General features: G+C 62.0%; 20 protein-coding genes. 13 read left to right on the forward strand and 7 right to left on the reverse strand.

Annotated elements, in window-relative coordinates; translation table 11 throughout:
* Positions 1 to 98: 98 nt before the first annotated feature.
* Positions 99 to 1,088 (reverse strand): sugar-binding protein, encoded by a 990-nt coding sequence (locus EJ076_RS25050; protein WP_109661051.1) that lies wholly within the window; start codon positions 1,086 to 1,088, stop codon positions 99 to 101.
* 468 nt (positions 1,089 to 1,556) lie between these two features.
* Here EJ076_RS25050 and EJ076_RS25055 point away from each other — a divergent pair, with 468 nt between their 5' ends.
* The 4 genes from EJ076_RS25055 to EJ076_RS25070 all read left to right on the forward strand — a co-directional run bounded on the left by EJ076_RS25055 (position 1,557) and on the right by EJ076_RS25070 (position 5,199).
* Entirely contained in the window at positions 1,557 to 2,297 is a 741-nt protein-coding gene (locus tag EJ076_RS25055) for an ATP-binding cassette domain-containing protein (RefSeq protein WP_109661049.1), read from the forward strand.
* A 41-nt stretch (positions 2,298 to 2,338) separates the two neighbouring features.
* Positions 2,339 to 3,337, forward strand: coding sequence for an ABC transporter permease (locus tag EJ076_RS25060; RefSeq protein WP_126069633.1), 999 nt, complete (start codon positions 2,339 to 2,341; stop codon positions 3,335 to 3,337).
* 87 nt (positions 3,338 to 3,424) lie between these two features.
* On the forward strand, positions 3,425 to 4,192 hold the full coding sequence (locus tag EJ076_RS25065) for an SDR family oxidoreductase (protein WP_126069634.1): 768 nt from the start codon (positions 3,425 to 3,427) through the stop codon (positions 4,190 to 4,192).
* A 179-nt stretch (positions 4,193 to 4,371) separates the two neighbouring features.
* On the forward strand, positions 4,372 to 5,199 hold the full coding sequence (locus EJ076_RS25070) for an AraC family transcriptional regulator (RefSeq protein WP_126069635.1): 828 nt from the start codon (positions 4,372 to 4,374) through the stop codon (positions 5,197 to 5,199).
* A gap of 290 nt (positions 5,200 to 5,489) precedes the next feature.
* On the opposite strand, the gene EJ076_RS25075 is transcribed toward EJ076_RS25070, so the two are convergent.
* Positions 5,490 to 6,665, reverse strand: coding sequence for a YcaO-like family protein (locus tag EJ076_RS25075; RefSeq protein WP_126069636.1), 1,176 nt, complete (start codon positions 6,663 to 6,665; stop codon positions 5,490 to 5,492).
* 116 nt (positions 6,666 to 6,781) lie between these two features.
* Here EJ076_RS25075 and EJ076_RS25080 point away from each other — a divergent pair, with 116 nt between their 5' ends.
* Positions 6,782 to 7,105, forward strand: a complete 324-nt coding sequence (locus EJ076_RS25080; protein WP_126069637.1) for a hypothetical protein — start codon at positions 6,782 to 6,784, stop codon at positions 7,103 to 7,105.
* Here the strand turns inward: EJ076_RS25080 and EJ076_RS25085 are convergent.
* A complete protein-coding gene (locus EJ076_RS25085) occupies positions 7,089 to 8,759 on the reverse strand; it encodes a BTAD domain-containing putative transcriptional regulator (protein WP_164548725.1) in 1,671 nt (556 codons plus the stop codon). The genes EJ076_RS25080 and EJ076_RS25085 overlap by 17 nt on opposite strands.
* 1,142 nt (positions 8,760 to 9,901) lie before the next feature.
* Between EJ076_RS25085 and EJ076_RS25090 the strand changes: the two genes are divergently transcribed.
* From EJ076_RS25090 to EJ076_RS25125, 8 genes are read left to right on the forward strand one after another with little or no spacing between them, the layout of a single operon-like run.
* A complete protein-coding gene (locus EJ076_RS25090) occupies positions 9,902 to 10,345 on the forward strand; it encodes an SRPBCC family protein (RefSeq protein WP_109661032.1) in 444 nt (147 codons plus the stop codon).
* A 13-nt stretch (positions 10,346 to 10,358) separates the two neighbouring features.
* Complete coding sequence (locus EJ076_RS25095; RefSeq protein ID WP_126069638.1) at positions 10,359 to 11,153, forward strand: FAD binding domain-containing protein; 795 nt, start codon at positions 10,359 to 10,361, stop codon at positions 11,151 to 11,153.
* 60 nt (positions 11,154 to 11,213) lie between these two features.
* Entirely contained in the window at positions 11,214 to 11,696 is a 483-nt protein-coding gene (locus EJ076_RS25100) for a (2Fe-2S)-binding protein (protein WP_126069639.1), read from the forward strand.
* A 13-nt stretch (positions 11,697 to 11,709) separates the two neighbouring features.
* The gene (locus EJ076_RS36065) at positions 11,710 to 13,077 is read left to right on the forward strand and encodes a xanthine dehydrogenase family protein molybdopterin-binding subunit (protein WP_126069640.1); all 1,368 of its coding nucleotides are present in this window, start codon (positions 11,710 to 11,712) and stop codon (positions 13,075 to 13,077) included.
* Position 13,078: 1 nt separating this feature from the next.
* Positions 13,079 to 14,083: a molybdopterin cofactor-binding domain-containing protein gene (locus EJ076_RS36070; protein WP_109661024.1), complete on the forward strand. Its 1,005-nt coding sequence runs from the start codon at positions 13,079 to 13,081 to the stop codon at positions 14,081 to 14,083.
* Positions 14,084 to 14,091: 8 nt separating this feature from the next.
* A complete protein-coding gene (locus EJ076_RS25115; RefSeq protein WP_126069641.1) occupies positions 14,092 to 14,973 on the forward strand; it encodes a MoxR family ATPase in 882 nt (293 codons plus the stop codon).
* 5 nt (positions 14,974 to 14,978) lie between these two features.
* Entirely contained in the window at positions 14,979 to 16,097 is a 1,119-nt protein-coding gene (locus tag EJ076_RS25120; protein WP_348639829.1) for a VWA domain-containing protein, read from the forward strand.
* Complete coding sequence (locus EJ076_RS25125) at positions 16,097 to 16,984, forward strand: amidohydrolase (RefSeq protein WP_164548726.1); 888 nt, start codon at positions 16,097 to 16,099, stop codon at positions 16,982 to 16,984. The genes EJ076_RS25120 and EJ076_RS25125 overlap by 1 nt, the downstream gene beginning before the upstream one ends.
* A 13-nt stretch (positions 16,985 to 16,997) precedes the next feature.
* Here the strand turns inward: EJ076_RS25125 and EJ076_RS25130 are convergent, their stop codons facing one another.
* From EJ076_RS25130 to EJ076_RS25145, 4 genes are all read right to left on the reverse strand, one after another.
* Complete coding sequence (locus EJ076_RS25130) at positions 16,998 to 17,405, reverse strand: carboxymuconolactone decarboxylase family protein (RefSeq protein ID WP_126069644.1); 408 nt, start codon at positions 17,403 to 17,405, stop codon at positions 16,998 to 17,000.
* 243 nt (positions 17,406 to 17,648) lie between these two features.
* Positions 17,649 to 19,145: a sugar ABC transporter ATP-binding protein gene (locus EJ076_RS25135; protein ID WP_126069645.1), complete on the reverse strand. Its 1,497-nt coding sequence runs from the start codon at positions 19,143 to 19,145 to the stop codon at positions 17,649 to 17,651.
* The gene (locus EJ076_RS25140) at positions 19,145 to 20,200 is read right to left on the reverse strand and encodes a hypothetical protein (protein ID WP_126069646.1); all 1,056 of its coding nucleotides are present in this window, start codon (positions 20,198 to 20,200) and stop codon (positions 19,145 to 19,147) included. Before EJ076_RS25140 ends, EJ076_RS25135 begins: the two co-directional genes overlap by 1 nt.
* Complete coding sequence (locus EJ076_RS25145) at positions 20,197 to 22,320, reverse strand: SMP-30/gluconolactonase/LRE family protein (RefSeq protein ID WP_126069647.1); 2,124 nt, start codon at positions 22,318 to 22,320, stop codon at positions 20,197 to 20,199. The genes EJ076_RS25140 and EJ076_RS25145 overlap by 4 nt, the downstream gene beginning before the upstream one ends.
* Between the last annotated feature and the right edge of the window lie 60 nt (positions 22,321 to 22,380).

Genomic DNA, 22,380 nt, shown 5'->3' on the forward strand with positions numbered 1-22,380 from the left:
TCATGGGCGCACCAAAGCCGGAGCCTGTTGCCCCAACCTATTGCGTCCGTTGAGGAATTGACGGGGCGCCCGTCACCGGGCGCCCCGAAATCGAGACCCTACTTCTGGATGCAGGTGTCGACCGTGTCCTTGGTGCATTCGTCGAGGCCGGTGAACACCGGATCGGCGACGGCCTTGCCTTCGACCAGGTCGATCATCACCGACGGTGCCTTGTAGCCCATTTCGAACGGCCGCTGACCGACCAGAGCAGTCACAAGGCCGTCACGGGCGATCGCCACTTCGTCGCCGATCGTGTCGGCGGCGCCGATGACGAAGTCGTTGCTGGCGATCCGGTCCTTGAGCGGCCCGAACAGGTCGCGATAGGGCTGCGGAGCGCCGAACAGTGGCCAGCCGCCCATGATGCCGAAGGCGTCGAGCTTGGGATTGGCGGCGAGGATGTCGGTCATCGCCTGCACGCCCTTGGCGCCGTCGTCATTGGTGAACACCGGGCAGCCGGCAACTTCGGTCCAGCCACCTTCACCGGCAAGTGCGGCGAGGCCGTCCTTGCCCGACAATGCGTCACGCATGCCTTGGGCGCGGCGCAGGATGTTGTCAGCGGCCGGGTTGCCCTCGATCGTGCAGATCGTGCCGCCATTCGGCTTGCCCTTCTTGATGTACTCGCCGATCTTCTTGCCCATCAGATAGTTGTCGGTGCCGAGATAGGTCTTGCGAAGTGCGGCATCTTCCTTGCTGAGGTCGGCATCGACGGTCATGATCGGGATCGTCGGATTGGCGGTCTTGATCGTCTGCGCGATCAGCGGCGCGTTGGACGGCGAAATCGCCATCGCCACGGTGTCGGCCTTGCTCAGCATGTCCTGGACGATCTGCGCCTCGCCGGCCTCGTCCGAGGTCGACGCCGGACCGGTGTAGAAGCATTCATATTCCGAGCTGGCGTTTTCCTTGTTCCATTTCTCGCAGCCCTGGTGGATGGCTTCGAAGAACGGATTGTCGAGACCTTTCACGACGATGACGAGCTGTTTCTTGGCCAAAGCCGGCCCGGCACCCAACGCCATGGCGGCGACGGCGGCGAGCAAAAGTGTTTTCCTCATGTCAGTCCTCCCTTGAAACAGACGGACACGGCGTGCCCGCCACACAGATCGACCGGATGCGTGATGACAGACGTTCGTTTCGCGAGCGCTCGTGTCGCCAGGCCAGATCGATAAGCATTTCCAGATGCGGCTTCAGACCGGCTCGAACACATGGGTACAGCCGGAACCTCGACCGATAAACCTCCGCTGATTCCGTCAGGCGAACCGCCAGCAGGGATCGGCATAATCTCCTCCGACGCTTAGCTAATATCGGCTCGCCGCCAACGTCAATGCTATTTGTCCTACAAAACGGATTTTTAAAATAACCCGGACTTCAATTCGTCCGACAATTGATTGACGCGCGCCGGCTTTTGCGTAAAACAACGCTAACGCTGTTTCCGGGAGGAGCTGGGGAGAGCGGGCCAAAGCAGCGCCGGCATTCACGCCGGGAACAGCAGCAGGCCGCAAGGCACGGGGAGGCAAAGGCTGGTGGCGGTTCTCGAACTCACCAACATCTCGAGGCATTTCGGCGCCATCCAGGCGGTCAACGACGTTTCGCTGTCGATCGAGCCCGGACAGGTGGTCGGCCTGATGGGCGACAACGGCGCCGGCAAGTCGACACTGGTCAAGATGATCGCCGGCAATTTCCGCCCGAGCCATGGCACCATGCACATGGACGGCAAGGAGCTGATCCTGCACAAGCCGGCGGAAGCCCGCCAGCACGGCATCGAGATCGTCCACCAGGACCTTGCGCTCTGCAACAATCTGACCGCCGCCGCCAATGTCTATCTTGGCCGCGAATTGCGGCGCGGCGTCGGCCCGTTCCGCATCCTCGATTATGCGGCGATGTACAAGCGTGCCGGCCAGCTCTTCGCCGAATTGAAGTCCGAGACGCGTCCGCGCGACCTCGTCAAGCAGATGTCGGGCGGCCAGCGCCAGGCGGTGGCAATTGCCCGCACCATGCTGTCGCAGGCCAAGATCGTGCTGATGGACGAACCGACGGCGGCAATCTCGGTGCGCCAAGTCGCCGAGGTGCTGAACCTGATCCGCCATTTGCGCGACCAGGGCATATCAGTGGTGCTGATCAGCCACCGCATGCCAGACGTCTTCACCGTCGCCGACCGCGTCATCGTCATGCGGCGCGGCCGCAAGGTTGCCGACAAGACAATTGCGTCGAGTTCGCCCGAGGAAGTCACCGGGCTGATCACCGGCGCCATCGAACAGGTTTGATTTCAGCGAATTCCACCACGCACAGCAGATGAAGGTCGACGATGGCACTGACAATTGACCAGCCGATCGAACACAAGCAGCAATCCTTGGCCGCGCGGCTGTTTGCCAGCCAGACTTTCTGGGTGGTGATCGCCGTCATCCTCGCCTGCGTGTTCCTGTCGTTTGCCACCGACGCCTTCGCCACCTCGAAGAACCTCTACAACATCACCCGCAACATCACTTTCGTCGCCATCATTGCGCTCGGCATGACCTTCGTCATCATCACCGGCGGCATCGACCTGTCGGTCGGCTCGGTGCTGTGCCTGTCGTCGATGATCCTGGCCGTCACCATGCATGCCGGCTATTCGATCGAGGTCGGCATCCTGGCCTCGATCGCCACGGCGCTTGCCATCGGCGCGTTCAACGGCATCCTGATCGCCTATCTCGGCTTTCCACCCTTCGTGGTGACACTCGGCATGCTGTCGATCGCCCGCAGCCTGGCCATGGTGGCATCCAACAACACCGTCGTCTTCCAGTTCGGGCCGGACCACGCCAAGCTTCTGGCATTGGGCGGCGGCGCCTGGGTGTTCGGCATCGCCAATCCGGTGCTTTACATGATCCTTCTGGCGCTGATCACCGGCTTCATCCTGCGCTGGACCAAGTTCGGCCGGCACATCTTCGCCATCGGCGGCAACGAGCATGCGGCGACGCTGACCGGCGTTCCGGTGCGTCAGATCAAGGTTGCCGTCTACATGATCTCGGCGCTGTCGGCAGGCATCGCCGGCATCGTCCAGACCGGCTGGCTGGGCGCCGTCACCACCAATCTCGGCACCGGCATGGAGCTGCAGGTGATCGCCGCCACCGTCATTGGCGGTGCCAATCTGGCCGGCGGCGTCGGCACCGCCTTCGGCGCCATCGTCGGCGCGGCGCTGATCGAGGTGATCCGCAACAGCCTCGGCCTGCTCGGCATCAATGCCTTCTGGCAAGGCGTGTTCATCGGCGGCGCCATCCTGCTGGCGGTGCTGTTCGACCGCATCCGCAATTTCCGCCGCAGCGAGTAGGACCATGATCCCGAAAAGTGGGAACCGGTTTTCTCGGACAAACGGAACCGTTTGTCCAGAGATCATGGTCAAACGACAAACAGTGTGATGACAAACTCCCTGTTCAGCCTTGATGGGCGGCTTGCGCTGATCACCGGTTCTGGCCAAGGCATAGGTTTCGCCCTGGCTCGCGGTCTCGCCGAACACGGCGCCAGCGTGGTGCTCAACGGCCGCGATGCCGCCAGAATCGACAGTGCGGTCGACAAGCTACGCGATGCCGGCTTCAAGGCGCATGCTTCGACCTTCGACGTCACCGATTTTCAGGCAGTCAACGCGGATATTGCCCGCATCGAAGCCGAGATCGGGCCTATCGATATCCTCATCAACAATGCCGGCGTACAGTTCCGCGCCCCGCTCGAGGATTTTCCCGAGGAGCAATGGGAGCGGCTGTTCAAGACCAATGTGTCCGGCGCCTTCCACGCCGGCAAGGCGGTCGCCCGCAACATGATCCCGCGCGGCAAGGGCAAGATCATCAACATCGGTTCGGTGCAGAGCGAACTGGCCCGGCCGAACATCGCGCCCTACACCGCAACCAAGGGCGCGATCCGCAACCTGACAAGGGGCATGTGCGCCGACTGGGCGAGATACGGCCTGCAGATCAACGCGATCGCGCCCGGCTACTTCCGCACCGAGATGAACCAGGCGCTGGTCGACAATCCGGAATTTTCCGCCTGGCTGGAAAAGCGCACACCGGCCGGGCGCTGGGGCAATGTCGACGAGCTGATCGGCGCCGCGGTGTTTCTGGCGTCAAATGCATGCTCCTTCGTCAACGGCCATACGCTGTATGTCGATGGCGGCATGACGGCTTCGGTTTGAGGGGCTGGCGTCCTCCCCAACCGTTATTCGTTCCAGTGCCTATCGCTCAGTCTGAAAATCCACAGGCATCGGCCGTCATCCGCCCCCGCCGCACCCCCGAGTCTTGACGCGACCCCAAACTCAGCCGCACAATCCCGCTGCAGGCGAAGGGAGGCCAGTCGTCTGCGGGAGGAATACCCATGACGGAAGCGATCAGGCTCTACTGGGGCCGGTTCGGACATGTTTCTGTCCTGAATGTCGCAAGCGACTTCGTCACCCATGCCCATGTCGAGGCACATCTGATCATCTGGCTGGAAGGCACGGCCGGAGAGATGACCATCGGCCGCGAAACGGTACCGCTTGGACCGCGCACCGCCGCCGGCATCAACTCCTTCCAGCCGCACAGCCATATTCTGTCGCGAGACGGCACACCCGGCCTCTTCCTCGCCTTCTACATCGATCCGGACTGGGCGCGGCGCCGCCGCGACCTGCCTTCGTCCGCACCGCTGTTCTCACAAGCCGCGATCACGCTCGAGCCCTGGCTGCACCAGGCCGCCGCCAATCTGCTCGACCATCTCAGCGACAATGAGAGCATCGACGATATCGCCAATTACGAGATCGAGCGTTTCATCGATAGCGTGCTCGATGCCGCCGACGCCTCGGCGCCGCAGGAGGCGCGTGTCCGCATCAACACCATGCAGGATTTCCGCGTCCGCAAGGCGATCCAGCTGATGAAGGCCAATGTCTGCGAGCGCATCTGCTTCGACGACGTGGCGCGCAGCGTCGGCCTGTCGCGGCCGCATTTCTTCGCGCTGTTCAAGGAACAGACCAATCTGACGCCCAACGTCTACTGGAACACGCTGCGCATGGAGGAAGCGGTGCGGCAGCTGCAATGGTCGCAGGAGCCGTTGATCGCGGTCGCCTGCAATCTCGGCTTCACCACGCAGGGCAATTTCTCGCGCTTCTTCCGCGACCATGTCGGCGTGCCGCCGACGCTCTACCGCGAGGCCGCGCGGGCGATCGCCTGAACCAACCGCCCGCCGCCCCTTTCTTCAGACTCCCACCGTATTGCGACATCGAATGCAGTCGGGAAGCGATGTCTCATTTGCGCCCTCTCCGAACGTGCGGGATAGCCATCTGGACCGTCACGTATCGACCCGGAAGCGGACGCTCGTTTGCGCTCGGCCGAATTGCCGACCACCCAAGCGGGCATTGAATTACCGCAGCGCGCAAATGTTGCGATGACAGCGCTGTCTCTCGCTTGTTAGCTGGCGGAGCCGACAGGCTTCAGCATCAGCCGATATTGCAATCCCTGGATCTAGATTAGAATGACGTTACCATCAAAAGAGGTCTCGTCGAATGCCTCACGCGCCCAACCAAGAGTCCGAGGTACAGACTGAAGTCGACCTCTTCGAAATCTGGGCCGCCATGACCGAAGGCAAGGTGATAATGCACGAACAACCTTGAATGTATCGTCCGGCAGATCAAGGTCCACAAATACTACTGGTACCCCGGTCTTTTTCGCAACCACATCGCTCAGATCCGCAGCTGGCGAGTTGGTAGAAGGAATGGCAGTTGCGTCGAGATCGGGCAAGAGGTGGGCCATGCGTGTAACCGACGCGGAGCGCGACCAAGACAGGAACCGTCCGGCTGGGCCTTCCGGCCTACCGGACTGCAACGCCCTCTTCTCGGCGAGGATAAGCGATAGCTCGCTCTGCAACATCTCCAAGACGGCCGCCTGACTGGCTTGCCGGACCGACAAATGCGCTGCGAAACCATAGGCGATATTAGAGCCGTTCTGATCGGCCGAAATGGCGGCGATGACTGGCACGCCGAGGTCGTTCGTAAGATCCAGGAGCCAGGTGCGTCGTTGCCGCCGCTCTAGCCAATGCCGCAGATCCGAATGGGCCGGTTCATCAAGCGTTCCGAGCGACACCGGAGGACGTCTTATGCGCCCGTACCACCAGATAGCGACGGCATCTCGTTCCACAAGTTCCAGCAGCGCGGTGACCTGGGCAGCGGAGCGGTCAATGCCGGCGGCAAGACCATTGCTATCTGTCGGTCCCTCACCGAGCACGACGTTGACGATCGGCACGAATACGTCTGGGCCAGCGCGATTTGGCTTCGCCAAGCACCAGCTGGTGCAGTTGGAGATATGTTCCTTGACGACCGACCATGCGCGCGGTGAAATCAATTCACCTGGATTGGGACCATCTCGGAGCTGAATGTCCGAAAACTGCCAAAATTGGTTGGGCGCGATAGAACGTCCTGGCAGATCGATTGCACGCGCCTCAATAATCTGGAGAGCGTCGATTTTAGACGCCGCCGCTCGCTCCGCCATTTCGCCGAGACAAGATGCCAGCGCATTCTCGCGCGTCAGACCCCGTCCGGAGCCGAGTATCTCGGCTTTGCCAGCGGACTCCCGTGCAGCGACGATGAACTCCGCAGGAGCATCGGTATGGGTCAGATGAAGTAAATCGAAATTTCCGTTCACCGGTTCAGTACGCCTCTTTGTGCTGACAGTCTTATGTGTTAGAGTTCTCTAAAATTTCTCTGAGCCATACATTCTGGACTTACGGAAGCTTGAAAAGCTTACCAAGGAGGTATGAGATGCGACTCCGGACCATTCCTGCCGCTAAGGGCAGCAAGTCGCTAACTTTTAAAGCCAACTCAACGGCCTGCCTGAAAGTAGGGGAACTTATTTATCGAGCCGCTACTGACAAAGCTGAATTCGACAAGTTCGCCGAGAACCCAAACCTCTTCTTGGAGCAAGCCGATATAAAACCGTCGCAGTTGGCTGATTTGACGATAAAGGTTGTCCGAGACAAAAAGTCTGTCGTGCATATCGTGATACCGGTGGTGAATGAGAGAAAAGGAGGCTTAAAAAAATACCTGCGAGAGCTGGGTTTCGTGACAATTATGGGGTGTAAGTAGTAATCGGCATCGGAGAGCCTGTGACCTCTGTGAGAAGTGTGGCAATGCAGGCGAGAAACTCCTCGCGTCTGTGCCGGTCAGCCACAAGGATGATCTGATCCAACCACTTTAGCGCAGCAGCAGGGCTAAAATTGCACGCGCCTCCCCAATGATTTTCAACTACCTGCAGGAATGCAACCGTGGATGCGCGAGCTTCGTCGTGGCGTGCGCTTTTGGCCAACGCGAATGCATTCCAAGCAAGGGGCTCGGCCAATCCGAATGACCGCAGTGCCGAGCCGTGAAAAAGGGCTCGTTCGTAGGCCCCGAGTATGGCAAATGCCTGAAGTCCGAAGCAGTGGAAAAAGTCGGGCGCGGCAGGATGAAGCAGAAACGCCCTTTCGGCATACTTGACGGCCGCATTTGCGTCACCGCTGTAAGCAAGGCCCTCAGACGCGGCAATCAATACCAAAGGATCACAGGGATCAAGCTCGACCGCGCGTCTGAACTCCCTTTCACCTTGAGTGTAAAGGCCCGTGCGATAATAAGCCCATCCTAGAACTCCGTGGTTCCTGGCGTCCCATGGATCGATCGCCACTGCATTCTTCGCCAATGCGAGCGCCTCGCTGAACGATTGTGGCGTGGCCTCGTTGCCGGGATTTGCCATAGGGTAAGAAAGTTGAATGGAAGCGAGTCCTGCGATTGGGCGAGAAAATCCCGAGTCCAGCGCGGCGGCTCGATGCAACATTGAGACAGCGCTAGCGAGATCTGCGGGACGAAAACTTTCGGTTAGTTGGTCGGCATTCAGCCATAGACTGTAAGCGTCCTCTAGTTCTTTGGCTGCCTGACGATGGTCGGTGGCGATTGCGTATTCAACGTGACTGACAATCCGATCCAAATCGGCCAGCGACTCTGCAACAATGCCCAGGTTTTCATTGTCCATTCGCTCCGAAAGGAGATGCGTCCGATCGATGTTCCTGCTCAATCTGAAAGAAGCCTGCAGCCGCCTTTCGTCGACCCACATATTCATTGTGAGCGTGTAAGTCGCATCGAGGCGTTCGTCGGGGTGCGTTGGGAGCAACAACGCAAGACTGTGCGATCGTCCCAATGCACCCACCAGCTCCTCAAACAGGAAACCAGCGAGCCCGTTGGTAAACTCCGGCGGCCCTACTGGTGGCCTGGCAATCAACGCTACGGAAGGCAGCCGCCGGCAAGTCAATGACCGGCCTGACGCCTGTCGGCTCAAAGCTTCGCGCTGGGGATTCTGCGCGGCTTCGGCGAGCCGCCGTAAAGCCAATGGGGGCTCGGAATCAAGATCACGTCTAAATGCCTCGCGGCATGCCTCATAGCGTCGAAGTGCTGCGGATGCATTGCCTTTGTCTAGCGCCCATCCAATCAAAGCCGAGTGGGCAGCCTCGTTTGTTGGCTCAATTCGAATGAGATACTCCGCCAGTTTGTGAAGGTCCGGCTCGCATCCCGTTCGAACGGCGACCGCAAGAGCCACGTCAGCCGAACGCACGAAAATTTCTGTTATGTACGTCCGCTCGATGCTCAGCCAGGCGTCGAATTCGGGGTCCGGAGAAAGCAGGCCCTCCAAGAGTCCACCATCCCAATGGTCCGCCGCAAAGAGGATTGCTTCGGGGTTCCCTTGGGCCAACATCTGTTCGACTATCCGCACATCGACGCGGAGTTCTCCCAGCTCGATTCCAATCGTGTCTCTTGTGGCTCGAAGGAGCTGTTTGGCTCTTGCTCCTAATGTGCGTCTGAGGTCGGCCAAGGTTTGGCGAAGCGAGTCGCGCGCTTGTTCGTCACCTCTGCCACTCCATAGCAATCCGCAGATTTTCTCTCGCGTGGCTTGCCCATCGCGCTGCAGCGCCAGAAAAGCGAGTAAGCAGACAGACCTTCGGGATTTCGGAGTCAGGTCGCGCCCGTCACAATCGTGCAAGGCAACTCTGCCCAGCAACTTTAGGTACGGCCGCGTGTCTGGTTCAGTTGCTCCGACCATAGGTCACGACGCCTCACATCGTGTAATTTAGCTCAATATCATGTATCACGTCTTGGGTCTCCAGTCCTTTTCCGACAGCCACCGCCCGTCAAATCAGAATTTCCGGTTTCGAGTTTTCACGATCGGGGCTTCTTTTTTTCACGGAAGGCTCCGGACCCGTTCGTAACCTCCATGCAGTCTCTCAATCACGAGAGACCAATAACTAATAAAAGGAGGTTGACATGTTGTACTTTGCTTCTAACCAGAATACTCGCACCACTCGTACGGTTTCACTTGTAGTGTTCGGCCTTTTGGCGAACTCGATCGTGAGCGAAGCCGCCTACTCGAATACCGCCCCCTTTGTCGGCGTTCACAGTCTACGTGCCGACAATGGCGACTTCGATACCTGGGGTGACCCGGCGACTTCATTCGTCGCTAAAGCCATGGTGGACCCTGTCCAGGCAGGGACCATCGGGAACGCCGGCGCCGAGTCGACGTCCAAGTGTCTCGGGGTGAGCCCACGACTGTATGACCCTGTCAGTCCCAACTGCCGGAACTGAGGTCTAGAAAGGGGCGGTCTATAGCACCGCCCCTTTCTAGCCAGGTGGATGCGCCGCGAGAGGTAGCTTGGCGCAAAACAGAGCCAGCAGCCTACAATCGCTGCTGGCAAACGGCGCAATCAAAGGCTTGATGCATCTTGAAGGGTGGCAAGGAAAGAAATCCGGAGGTCGACCCTTTTTCAGACTCCTTGATACGCGCTCAAGACGCATTGATAAGCGCCGTTGAAGTGGCCGGCCTACCCTTGCACCGGATCGTTTTTGCAAGGGAAGATTTGAATGGCCAAAGTCACCATCTCCAGCGTCATCGACGCGCCGGTCGAAAAGGTCTGGGCGCGCATACGCGACTTCAACGGACTGCCAGGCTGGCATCCGCGCATGGTCGAAAGCCATATCGAGGACGGCAAGGACGCCTCGACGATCGGCAGCGTGCGCAACTTCCAGCTCGCCAGCGGCGCTCGCATCCGTGAAAAACTGCTCGACTTCTCCGATCAGAATTTCCTCGTCAGCTATTCCATCCTGGAGACGCCGCAGCCGCTTACCAATCACAAGGCAACGCTGCAGTTGCGGCGTGTCACCGATGGCGACCGCACCTATGCCGAATGGACCGCCAGTTTCGATGCCGCGCCCGAGGAAGCCGACAAGCTGGCCGAGGGCATGGGCACCAATGTCTTCCAGGGCGGCTTCAACGCGCTGAAAAGCCATTTCGCCGGCCAGAGCTGACAGGAGCCAAGCCATGGCGCTAGCACTGCAGACTTTCGCAACGGTGAAGGACGCCAACGCGGCGCTAAAAGCCGCTGGCACACGCTATCTCGGTGGCGGCACGCTCGTGGTCCGCGCGGCCAATGAAGGCGATGTTTCGGTTTCCGGCCTTATCAGGTCGACCGAGCCGTCTCTGTCCACCATCGCTGTTGCCGGCGACAAAGTCCGCATCGGCGCTTCGGTGACCATGGCGGCGATCGCCCGCCATCCGGACCTCGATGCACTTGCCAAGGCCGCCCGCGCCGTCGGTGGCCCGGCGATCCGCAACATGGCGACCGTCGGCGGCAATCTTTTTGCCCCGGCTCCCTATGGCGATTTCGCTGTCGCCCTGCTGGCGCTCGACGCCACGATCAGCACCGATGACGGCGACACACCGATCGAGACCTTCCTGGCCAATCGGGACGGCAGCCGCGCCATCGTCACTTCCGTGAGCTTCACGCTTCCGAAGGCCGACAGTTTCCGCTTCCTGAAAGTGTCGAGGGTCAAGCCCAAGGGCGTCTCGGTGCTCAGCATCGCCAGCGTTCTGGAACGGTCGCCGGACGGCACCGTGTCTTCGGCACGGATTGCACTTGGCTGCATGGCCGATCGGCCAATGCGCGCCATAGCAGCCGAAAAAGCGCTGACCGGTCGTAGCTTGACCAAGGACAGCATCGCGCCGGCTTTAGCCGCAGCCAGGGATGGCACCTCGCCGATCACCGATCCGATTGCCAGCGCCTGGTATCGCAATGAAGTCCTGCCGGTCCATCTCGGCCGGCTGCTGCTCGCATAATATTTCGTTCGGGGGCGCGCGTCTGTCCGATGGTTCGGGCAGGCGCGCTGGGAGGAAAACATGGCAAAGGTCCCGGTCCAATTCACGCTCAACGGTTCTGACAAGGCCGAATTCGTCGACAGCGGCACGACGTTGCTGCACGCCTTGCGCGACAAGATCGGCGACACTTCACCGAAAGGCGGCTGCCATCAGGGCACCTGCGGTGCCTGTTCGGTCATCATCGACGGCGAACTCCGGCTCTCCTGCCTGACCTTGGCCGAGACCTGCGATGGCGCCGTCATCAGCACCACGTCAGGGCTTTCCGAGGCTGGCGTGCTGCATCCCTTGCAGCGCGCCTTCCTCGACACGTTCGCCACGCAATGCGGCTTCTGCACGCCCGGCATGATCATGGCGGCCAAGGTGCTGCTCGACCACACGCCCAATCCGAGCCGCGATGAGGTGGTCGAGGCGCTGTCAGGCAACATCTGCCGCTGCACTGGCTACGAGCCGATCATCCAGGCGGTGCTGACCGCCGCGCGGTCCAACTCGCAGAACGCGGCTTGAGGGGACAAAAAGAATGCAACTGCGCAAGAGCTACTTCGCCGATGTCCGCAAGGATGACCTGCACGAGATCGGCCAGCCAAGGCCGCGCTCGGATTCGCCCGGCCATGTCACCGGCAAGACCACCTTTTTCGCCGACCGCAATTTCCCCGGCATGCTGCACCTGAAGATGGTGCGCAGCCCGCATCACCATGCCCGCATCCGCTCGATCGACACGTCGGAAGCGGAAAAGCATCCGGGTGTGGTGAAAATTCTGACCGCCAAGGACGTGCCGCACAACGTCTACACCATCCTGATCCTGATTCAGATCGGGCCGGAAGACGAGACCGTGCTGGCCGACGGCAAGGTGCGCTGGAAGGGCGAGGCCGTGGTGGCGGTGCTGGCCGAGACCGAGCGCGCGGCACAAGAGGCCGCCGCCAAGGTCAAGGTCGACTACGAAGTGTTGCCTGCCGTCTTCGATATGGAAGAGGCGCTGAAACCAGGCGCGCCGCTGGTCAACGAATATCACGGCCAGAATTACTACCTCTATGACAGCGGCGAGTGCCGCAAGGTGCGCTTCGGCGATGTCGAGGCGGGCTTCGCCGGCGCGGACCATGTGCTGGAGCAGAGCTACCAGTCCTCGCCGATCGAACACGCGCCGACCGAGACCACCGGTTGCGTCGTGGCGCCCGAGGGCAATGACCGCTTCACCTGCTACACCAACACGCAGGCGATGTTCTTCACCCTCGACAACACCTCGATCATTCTGCAGATGCCCGGCAGCAAATTGCATTTCGTCGGCGGCACCGTCGGCGGCGGCTTTGGCGGCAAGGTCGACGTGATCGTCGAGCCCATCGCCATCCTCGGCGCAAAATTAACCGGGCGACCGGTCTGTTTCATCTACAGCCGCGAGGAGGAGATGCAGATATCGTCACCCCGCGCGGCCGAAAAGGTCGTCATCAAGGACGGCGTCATGAGCGACGGCCGCATCGTCGCGCGCAAGGTCACTGGCTATACCGATGCCGGCGCCTATTCGCGCCACTCGCCCTATGGCGCGCAGAAGGGTGCGGGGCACTATCCCGGCCCCTACACCATCCCCAACGTCTGGATCGACACCTACTGCGTCTACACCAACCGCACGCCCTCCTCCGCCATGCGCGGCTTCGGCGTCACCATCGGCGACTTCGCGCTGGAGGTGCAGATGGACAAGCTGGCGCGGCTGATCGGCATGGACCCGCTCGAATTCCGCTTCATCAACGCCTATCGCGACGGCGACATGAAGGCGCATCGCCAGCCGACCGAGGGTGCGGCGCTGATCGAATGCATGCAGGAAGCCTCGCGCGCCGCCAACTGGCCGGTGGCGGAAAAATTCATGGCGATGTCCTCCTACGTGAAGGGAGCTTGAGATGGCGATCCGGCGTGGACGCGGCGTCGCCGCGATCAACTACCCCACAGGCATGAACCTCGGCGGCGACCCGACGCAGGCGCTGGTGCATTCGACGCCGACCGGCAATTTCATGGTGACGCTGTCATCGGTCGATCTCGGCCAGGGCATGAAGCAGATCATGGCGCAAATCTGCGCCGAGACGATCGGCGTGCCGACCGACCGCGTCGTCGTCGACACTGCCGACACCGACACCGGCCCGCACTGCATGGGCACCTTCGCCTCGCGCGGCACGCACCGCGCCGGCAACGCCGTCATCCAGGCGGCCAGGGAAGCCCGCCAGGTGATGCTGGAAGTGGCCGCCGAGGAGCTGGAGGTGAATGCCTCCGACCTCGAAACCGACGGCCAGGGCAACATCCTGGTCAAGGGCGCGCCGCAGAAATCGATCTCGATCTTCGATGTCGCGCTGTCGGCACATTTCAAGCGCGGCCGCTCGATTTCCGGCCGCGGCATGTTCCTGATCCCGCGCTCCTATCCGGAGAAGGAAACCGGTGCGATGAAGCCATCGACCTGCTACGCGCATGCCTGCACCGTGGCTGAGGTCGAGGTCGACGACGAAACCGGCGAAGTGACGGTGCTGACGGTCAAGAACGTCTTCGAGATCGGCCGCGCGCTGAACCCGAAAATGGTCGAACAGCAGCTTGTCGGCGGCTCCTGGATGGGCATCAGCCACGCACTCTACGAGACGACCGAGCCCTACTATCCCAACCGGGACCATGGCGGCACCGACTTCAACCAGTATCTCATGCCCGGCCCCGGCGACCTCGCCGAGACCGAAATCATCGTGCTGGAGCGTCCCTCCGCCGACGGCCCTTATGGCGCCAAAGGACCGGGCGAAATGTGCGCCAACCCGCAAATCCCCGCCGTCGCCAATGCCGTCTTCGACGCCATCGGCGTGCGCATCGACACGCTGCCGATCACGCCCGAACGGATCTTGCGCGCGCTGAAGGCGCAAGCGGCGAACTGAGGGCTGCAATGACTTTGCCAAGCGCCGAGACTGTCGCGACCTCGCCGGAGGCGGTGGCGCAGCACCTTGCCGCCTCACGCTATCTGGCGGATGAAAGCCTTTCGACCGCCATCTTCCTGGCAATCCGGCTGGGCAAGCCGCTGCTGCTCGAAGGCGCACCGGGCGTCGGCAAGACGGAAGCGGCCAAGGCGATCGCCGAGCTGCTCGGCCGCGATCTGGTGCGGTTGCAATGCTATGAAGGCATCGACGCCGCGCACGCGCTCTACGAGTGGAACTATCAGCGCCAGCTGCTCGCCATCCGCCATGCCGGCGAGCATGAGATCGACATCTATGACGACCGTTTCCTGATCGCCCGGCCGCTGTTGCAGGTGCTGAAGGCACCCGAGCAGCGCGTGCTGCTGGTCGACGAGATCGATCGCTCGGACCACGAATTCGAAGCGCTGCTCTTGGAATTCCTCTCCGACTTCCAGATCAGCATTCCCGAGCGCGGCACCATCCGCGCCACGGCACAGCCGATCGTCATCCTGACCTCGAACCGCACCCGCGAGTTGGCCGAGGCGCTGCGCCGCCGCTGCGTCTATCACTGGATCGGCTATCCCGACGCCGAGCGCGAGGCCGCCATCATCATGCTGCGCGCCGGCAATGTGGCAGAGGCGACGGCGCGTGCCGTGGCGGCAGCCGTGCAGTCCATCCGCGCTCGCCCGCTCGCCAAGCCGCCCGGTATCGCCGAGGCAGTCGAATGGGCCAATGCCGCGACCATCCTCGAAAAAGGCGGCAGCCCATGGCCGGAAGCCTTCCGCCGCGCCATCGGCGTGCTGATCAAGGACGAGGAAGACCTCTCCTACATCGCGCCGGAGCTTGGCCGGATCGTCGAGGAGGCGCTGGCGTGAGCGCGTTGCCTCGCGCGGCCACGCCCTTGCTCGGCTTCGGCCGGCTGCTGCGCCGCTACGGCTTTGCCATAGCATCCGAGCAGGTCTCCGGCTTCATGCAGGCGGTGACATTGCTCGGGCCGCGCTCGATGGCCGACATCCGCCAGGCGGCGCTTGCGACGCTGGCGCCGCCGCCCGACCGCCGCGACGAATTCGAGGCGCATTTCCAGAACCATTTTTATGGCAACACATCCGCCGTGGTCGAAGGCGACGCCGACGAGGAAACCCGCATCAAGGATGATGGCGGCGCGAGCCAGGAACAGATCGAGGTGATAAGCCAGCAAGAAGGCGGCGAACTCTCTTCCGGCGCCGAACAGTTGAGCACCCGCGACTTCCAGCGCGACGATGACGGCCTTGCCGCCTTCCGCCGCAAGCTGGCATCCGCCCTGCCCGCCCGCCGCTCCTTCCGCACCGTGCGCACGCATTCGCGCGGCAGGCTCGACCTGCGCCGCTCACTGCGCGAAATCGTCAGCGCCGATGGCGATGTGCCCTCGCCGCTGCTGCGCCGCCGCCAGACCGTGCCACGCAAGCTGCTGATCCTGATCGACGTCTCCGGCTCGATGAAGCTGCACACCGCGGACTATCTCAAGCTGGCGCATGCCGCCGTGCAAGGCGCGGACCGCGCCGAGATCTTCACCTTCGGTACGCGGCTGACCCGCATCACATCGGCGCTGCGCATCCGCGATCGCGACCAGGCGTTGGCGCGTGCCGCGGCCCAGGTCGACGACTGGGACGGCGGCACCCGTATGGGGCCGACGCTGCTCGCCTTCCTGTCGGTGCCGCGCTTCTCCGCCTTCGCGCGCGGTGCCGCGATCGTCATCCTGTCCGACGCGCTGGAGCGCGGCGACCATGCCGAGTTGGAAACAGCCATGCGTCGGCTGAGCGCCCGCGCCTTCCGGCTGTCGCTGGCGACGCCGCTGGCCGGCGATCCGCGCTTCCGGCCGGCAACGGCGGCACTTCGTGCCATCCTGCCTGACCTCGACGATCTCGTCGACGGCTCATCGCTTGCCGGCCTCACCGATTTCATCCTGTCGCTCGCCCGCCCAGCCCCAGTGGCGGCGACAATCTGGAAAGGGGTCTCGTGATGCAAAAAACAATCGACGCGCATTTCCACATCTGGCGCCAAAAGGATCAGCCCTGGCTGGTCGGCCCGATGGTGCCGCGCATTTTCGGCCCCTACGAGCCGATCCGCCGCGACTACCCGATCGAGGAGTTTCTGGCCGATCAAAAAGGCGCAGGCGTCGAGAAGGCCGTCTATGTCCAGACCAACTGGGCCAAGGAGGATTTCGAGAAGGAAGTCGCCTTCCTGCAGAAGACCGCTGACGATACCGGCTGGCCGCATGCCATCGTCGGCTATACCGACATGACCGTCGACGATATCAGGCCCCAGGTCGATCGCTTGAAAAAATATCCGCTGCTGCGCGGCGTGCGCATGCAGCTGCACTGGCACGAGACGCCGGCCTTCCGCTTCGCCGCCTCGGCCGATCAGGTGATCGATCCCAAGGTACGTGCCAATGTGGCGCGGCTCAAGGACTATGGCCTGGCCTTCGATCTGCAGCTCTTCCCTGCCCAGATGAAGGACGGCCTGACGCTGGTCGGTGAAAACCCGGAGACCAACTTCATCCTCACCCATGCCGGCATGCTGACCGGCATGGAGCCGGAGACCACCGAAGCCTGGAAGGAGGGCCTGCGCACGCTGTCGGCAGCGCCCAATTTCTACGCCAAGCTGTCCGGCCTCGGCACCTTCGTCCATCGCAACGACCCGGCGCTGATCGCCTATATCGTCGACAACGCGATCGATATCCTGGGCGCTGGCCATCTGATGTTCGGCTCGAACTTTCCGATCGAGAAATTGTGGACCAGCCACGCCGAACTGATCAGGGCGCACCGCGATGCAGTGGCCAAGCACGGCACGGCGGCGGAGGCGGATATCTTCTGGAACACGGCGGAGAAGGTTTACCGGCCGGTGTGAGGGCTAAAACCTGTCACTTGACCTCGAACTGCGGATCGACCGGAATCTGCATCGCCGTCACCAGATGGTTGGTCTGGCCGGCGAGCCCGATGATCGACACCAGTTCGCCATGCTGCGCGTCGGTCATGCCCTTGGCGCGGGCTGCGGCCGTGTGCGAGTGGACGCAGTAGGAGCAGCCATTGGCGACCGACACCGCGATGTAGATCATCTCCTTGGTCAGCGGATCGATGGCGCTGTCAGCGACCATCACCACCTTCAGCTGTTCCCAGATCCGTTTCAGCGCCGGCGGATCATTGGCCAGCCCGCGCCAGAAATTGTTGACGAAATCGGATTTGCGCGTCGCACGGATGTCGTCGAAGACGGCCTTCACGGCCGGGATCTTTTCCACCTCGGCATCGCAGAGAAGTCTTGTGGTGGCCATAACGTTTTCCTTCGTTGGATCGTTGCGTGAATTGAATCAGGTCTTGAGCAATTGCGGCCAATCCACTCGTCCGATTCACTTTTCCAGCGCCGGCGTCGAGATTCGGGTCAGGCCGAGTCGAAAATGGTGGGTTCCGAGAACCGGAGCGGAGCGTACTTTTCGTACGTGAGCTCAGTTCTACCGCGACGCGGTAGAACGGGGAAGCGCAGGAAACCGCCATTTGCAGGCCGACCTCACCCGAATCTAGTGCACCGCCGCGTACATGATCTTCTCCTCTGTGGCCTCCGCCGGCGAAAACTCCTCCACAATACGCCCTTGCCTACAGACAAGAATCCGGTCGGACAGGTTCATGATCTCCGGCAGGTAGGACGAGATGACGACGACGGCGAGGCCCTCATCGGCCAGCCGGTTGATGATTTGATGGATTTCGGCGATCGCGCCGACATCGACGCCACGTGTCGGCTCGTCGAAGATGACGATGCGCGGCTTCTGCACCAGTCCCTTGCCGATCACCACCTTTTGCTGGTTGCCGCCGGAGAGTTCGACGACGCGCGCATTGTCGTTGATCGCCTTGATGTTCAGCGTCTTCGTCCATTCAGCTGACAGCACACGCATCTCCCGCGCATTGATCACCCGGGCCTTTTCGCGGCCCGCCGCCAGCAGTCCGCCGAACAGGTTCTCGGCAATGCCCATCGTCTCGAAAATGCCCTCGCTCTTGCGGTCCTCGGTGACGTAGACGATGCCGTCGGCCACCGCTTCGCTCGGCACGAGATAGCGCACTGGTCTGTCATCCAGTTCGATGGCGCCACCGCGCAGAAAATCGCGTTTGTAGATGCCGGAAACGATCTTGAAGGTCTCGGTGCGGCCGGAGCCGATCAGCCCGAACACGCCGGTGATCTGGCCCTCGAAGATCGAGAAGGACGTGTTGCGCACGACATTGCTCATCGAGATGTCCTGCACCGACAGCACTTTCTTGCCGGCCTTGCGCAGCTTTGCTTCGTCACGCTGCCGGTAGATTTGCCCCGACAAAGTGCGCCCGACCATGGCGGCGACGATCCTGTCGCGATCGAAAGCCGATGTGTCGTCGGTGATGACCAGTTCGCCGTCGCGCAGGATGGTGATGCGGTCGGCAATATCGAGCGCCTCTTCCAGCGCGTGGCTGATGAAAACGATCGACACGCCGCTCGCCTTCAGCCGGCGGATCAGCGCGAAGAAATGGCGCTTCTCCTCCGGCGTCAGCGTCGCCGTCGGCTCGTCGAAGATGATGATATCGGCATTGTGATGGACGGCGCGCGCGATCTCGACCATCTGCCGCTTGGCCGCGCCCAGCGTCGCCACCATGGCGTTGGGGTCGACGGGAAAATTCAGCGACTGCAGGAATTGTTGGGCCGAGATGTAGGTGCCGCGCAGCCGGTTGAGGAACTTTTCGGTGCCAAGATAGAGGTTCTGCGCCACCGTCATCGACGGCACCAGGCTGGTCTCCTGGAACACCATGGCGATGCCGGCTTCAAGTGCTGCGTGCGGCGAGGCGTAGGCGATCTCCCGGCCCTTGTAGAACATCTTGCCTGAGGTGGCGTCGACCACGCCGGCGATGATCTTGGTCAGCGTCGATTTGCCAGCACCATTTTCGCCGAGCAGCGCGTGAATCTCGCCCTTGCGCAGTTCAAAACTGACGTTCTTCACCGCGGGCACGCCGCGATAGTTCTTGGTGACGTTCTCCAGACGGACGATCGGTTCCATCAGAAACCTCCCGATGCGAGGTCGATGGCCAGCACGCAGTCGCCGCCCCTGGAGGCGATGAACAGAAGGCCATCCTTCTCGGCGACACTGCAGATGCCGTGACGCGTGCCGTTGGCGCGGCTGTGCAGGCTGAATTGCGGCTGCATCTTCTGGTCGAGCCTGACCACCAGCCCGTAGGAGCGGCTCGGCGACCATGGCTTGTGGATGCCCATGGTGCGGATGCCGCCGCATTGCAGCGGCTCGAGGAAGCTGCGACTGGATGCCAGCGCCGGCGCGATCCAGTAGGCAGGCGGCACTTGGCTCAGCATATCCTGCCGGTAATGCGTTTCCTGCAGCACGAATTCGATCAGCCGGTTGCGCGGCGCAAACAGGGTCAGCCACGCGCCGCCATCGGCGGACGGCGACAGCCGCGCGGGATAACCAGGCAGATGCGCAAGAATCGTCGAACGGTTGCCCGTCGCGCCATCGAAGCGGACGAGCTGGTGACGCCAGCTTTCGCTGACCAGCACATCCCTGCCGACTGAGTGCAGCCCATAAGGAAAGGCAATGTCGCTGGCGACCTTGTGGAAATCACCGCCCGCCGCATCCCGCTTCCAAAGCGAACCAGTAGCACCCTTCTTCATCAGATCGGCCGCCCATTGCGAAGGCGCGTGCTCGGCCGAACCATTGGCCAGCCACAGCGTGCCATCGTCGGCATAGGCAAGCGCGGTGATGCAGCGAATCTCGGCCGGCAGCGAAACCTCCTTGCCTGAGATCAACAGCTTGCCGCTCTCCAACCCGACCGTCAGTTCGCTCAATGGCGACAGCGCCAGCGCCGTGACGGGCGACGAAAAGGTCTCAACCACGGTTGGGGTCGCGCCGGCAGCAACTGAGTAGATGGCGTTGCCGCTGGAGGCCAGCAGCCTGTCACCGGTAACCAGCAGATTGTCGGGCTCGGTCAGCTCGGCAAACGCCGGCGCATCATCCAGCCGCGTATTGGGGCGAAAAGCGCCGTCGAGCGGCGGGATGGTCACCGCCTTGCCGCGAAACAGGTCGAGCACAGGATCGAGGATCATGGCTTTGCCCCCCAGTAGGAAGCGGGACTTGTCCAGTTCGGGTCGGCGCCTGAAATCTTGTAGCGGCCGATGCGGTTGTTGAGGATGCCGCCGACGAAGAGATATCCCTTGTGCTCGCGCATCGACGTGACCATCGGGTGCGCGCCGCCAGTGAGATCGCCCATCGCCTCGACGATGCCGCCCTTCTCGTTGAATTTCACCACACCGCCGGTGTTGATGTTGGGAAACAGCCATTCATCCTGCGGCAGGCGGCGCGTCATGCGCTTGCGCATGTCGGGGTGGCGCAGCGACAGGTCGAAGCTCGGCGTGCGCATACCGAGCCACGCCATCCAGTAATTGCCGTCGGAAGCGCGGTTGATGTTGTCGGGATAGCCCGGCATGTCACGGATGACGCATTCAGCGGTGCCGGCCTTCAGCCCTTCCAGCCAGTAGCGATGCACCCGGCAGGCCCAGCTTTCGGCGAAGAACAGCGACTTGCCGTCATGCGCCATGCACACACCGTTGGTGTAGCGATAGCCGTCGAGCAACGTCCTGGTCGACCCGTCCTTCGGGTCGTAGACCAGCAGCCTGCCGGTGGCGCGGTTCTCGATCGAGTCCAGTGCCCAGTCATGGGCGTCATAGCGCTTGGTCGAGTCGGTGAAATAGATGCGGCCGTCCGGTGCGATGTCGCAGTCGTTCGGGTCACGCAAACGCGCATCGTCGACGATCGAGGTCCACGAACGCGATGTCTCCGCTGACAGGCGTTTGACCTCTCGATCCGGCGAGACCGAATAGAGCCCCATGGCGCCGACGCAGCTGATCAGATTGCCGGACTTGTCGAAGGCGAGACCGAGCGGAAAGCCGCCGATATGGGCAAAGACTTCCGATTTGACGTAGTCGGGCGCGAAGAAACGGACGATCTCGCCATGGCGCGTGCCGCAATAGAGATTGTCGTCGCGGTCGAGGATGACGTCTTCCGGTCCTTCCAGCTCGCCAAGCCCGATATGGTCGGCGACCGACAGCCGGTTGTCGAGCTCGTATGATGTGCCCGAGCCCGGTGCGGCCGACTGCGTTTCGCCCATCCTGAGATAGACCGGCGCGACATAGACCTCGTTCAGCACCTTGTGGCGGTTCTTCAGCCAGCGGATGTCGATGGTCACCGCCACCGCCAGCATGATGCCCAGCACCATCTGGTTGGTGCCGGTGCCATAGCCCAGCCGGATCAGCCCGTTGGTCATGGTCAGGACGATGATGGCGCCCATCAGCCCCTTGATCACCGAGCCACGGCCGCCGCCGAGGCTGACGCCGCCGACCACCGCCGCCGTCAACGCCATGATCTCGAGGTTGAGGCCGGTGCCCGGCCCTGCCCCGCTCAGCCGGCAAGCAATGAGAAAGCCGCCGATCGAGGCGCAGAAGCCGGAGAAGACATAGGTCATGAACACGGTGCGGCGCACGCGGATGCCGGCATTGTGGGCCGAGCGCCTCGAGCCGCCAACCGCCAGCACGTGCCACCCCGGCCGCGAGCGCGTCAGCGCGATATGGGTGACGATGGCCAGGATGATCGCCAGCCACACCGAGACCGATAGCCCCCAGAAGGTGCTGTCGCCGATGAAATCCAGCACATCGGAAGTCGCGTCGGAGAGCTGCACATCGGCGGCATAGGTGGTGACCAGGATGTCGAACAGCGCTCGCCCGAAGATGAAGGTGACCAGCGTGGTGAGAAAGGCGCGCAACCTGAGATAGCCGACGAGATAGCCGTTGATGGCGCCGAAGATGAGGCCTGTGGCAAGCGAAGCGGCCAGCGCCAGCCATATCGATTGTTCGAGGATGAAGAAGACATAGACGGCGGAGAAGCAGGATAGTGCGAAGATCGAGCCGACCGACAGGTCGATGCCGCCGCCCAGCATCACCACCGTCATGCCGGTGACCACCATCGAGAATTCGCCGAGCTGGCGGGTCGATTCCTGCAGCGCCGTCAGCTTGAAGAAGCCGGGAATGACCGAGCCGAAGGTCGCCAATGTCACCACCAGCGCCAGGAACGGAATGGCGTTGTCGGTCCAGCGTTTGGTCAGTATCTCGCCGACGACATGGTCGGGCACGAGATTGTAGCGCCAGGATTGGAGGCGTTCGCGAAAGGACATCGGCTGCTGCTATTCCATGAGGGAACGAGGTGACCGGATCCTTCCGGCCACCTCGCTTAT

Source organism: Mesorhizobium sp. M7D.F.Ca.US.005.01.1.1, assembly GCF_003952545.1.
GTDB lineage: Bacteria > Pseudomonadota > Alphaproteobacteria > Rhizobiales > Rhizobiaceae > Mesorhizobium > Mesorhizobium loti.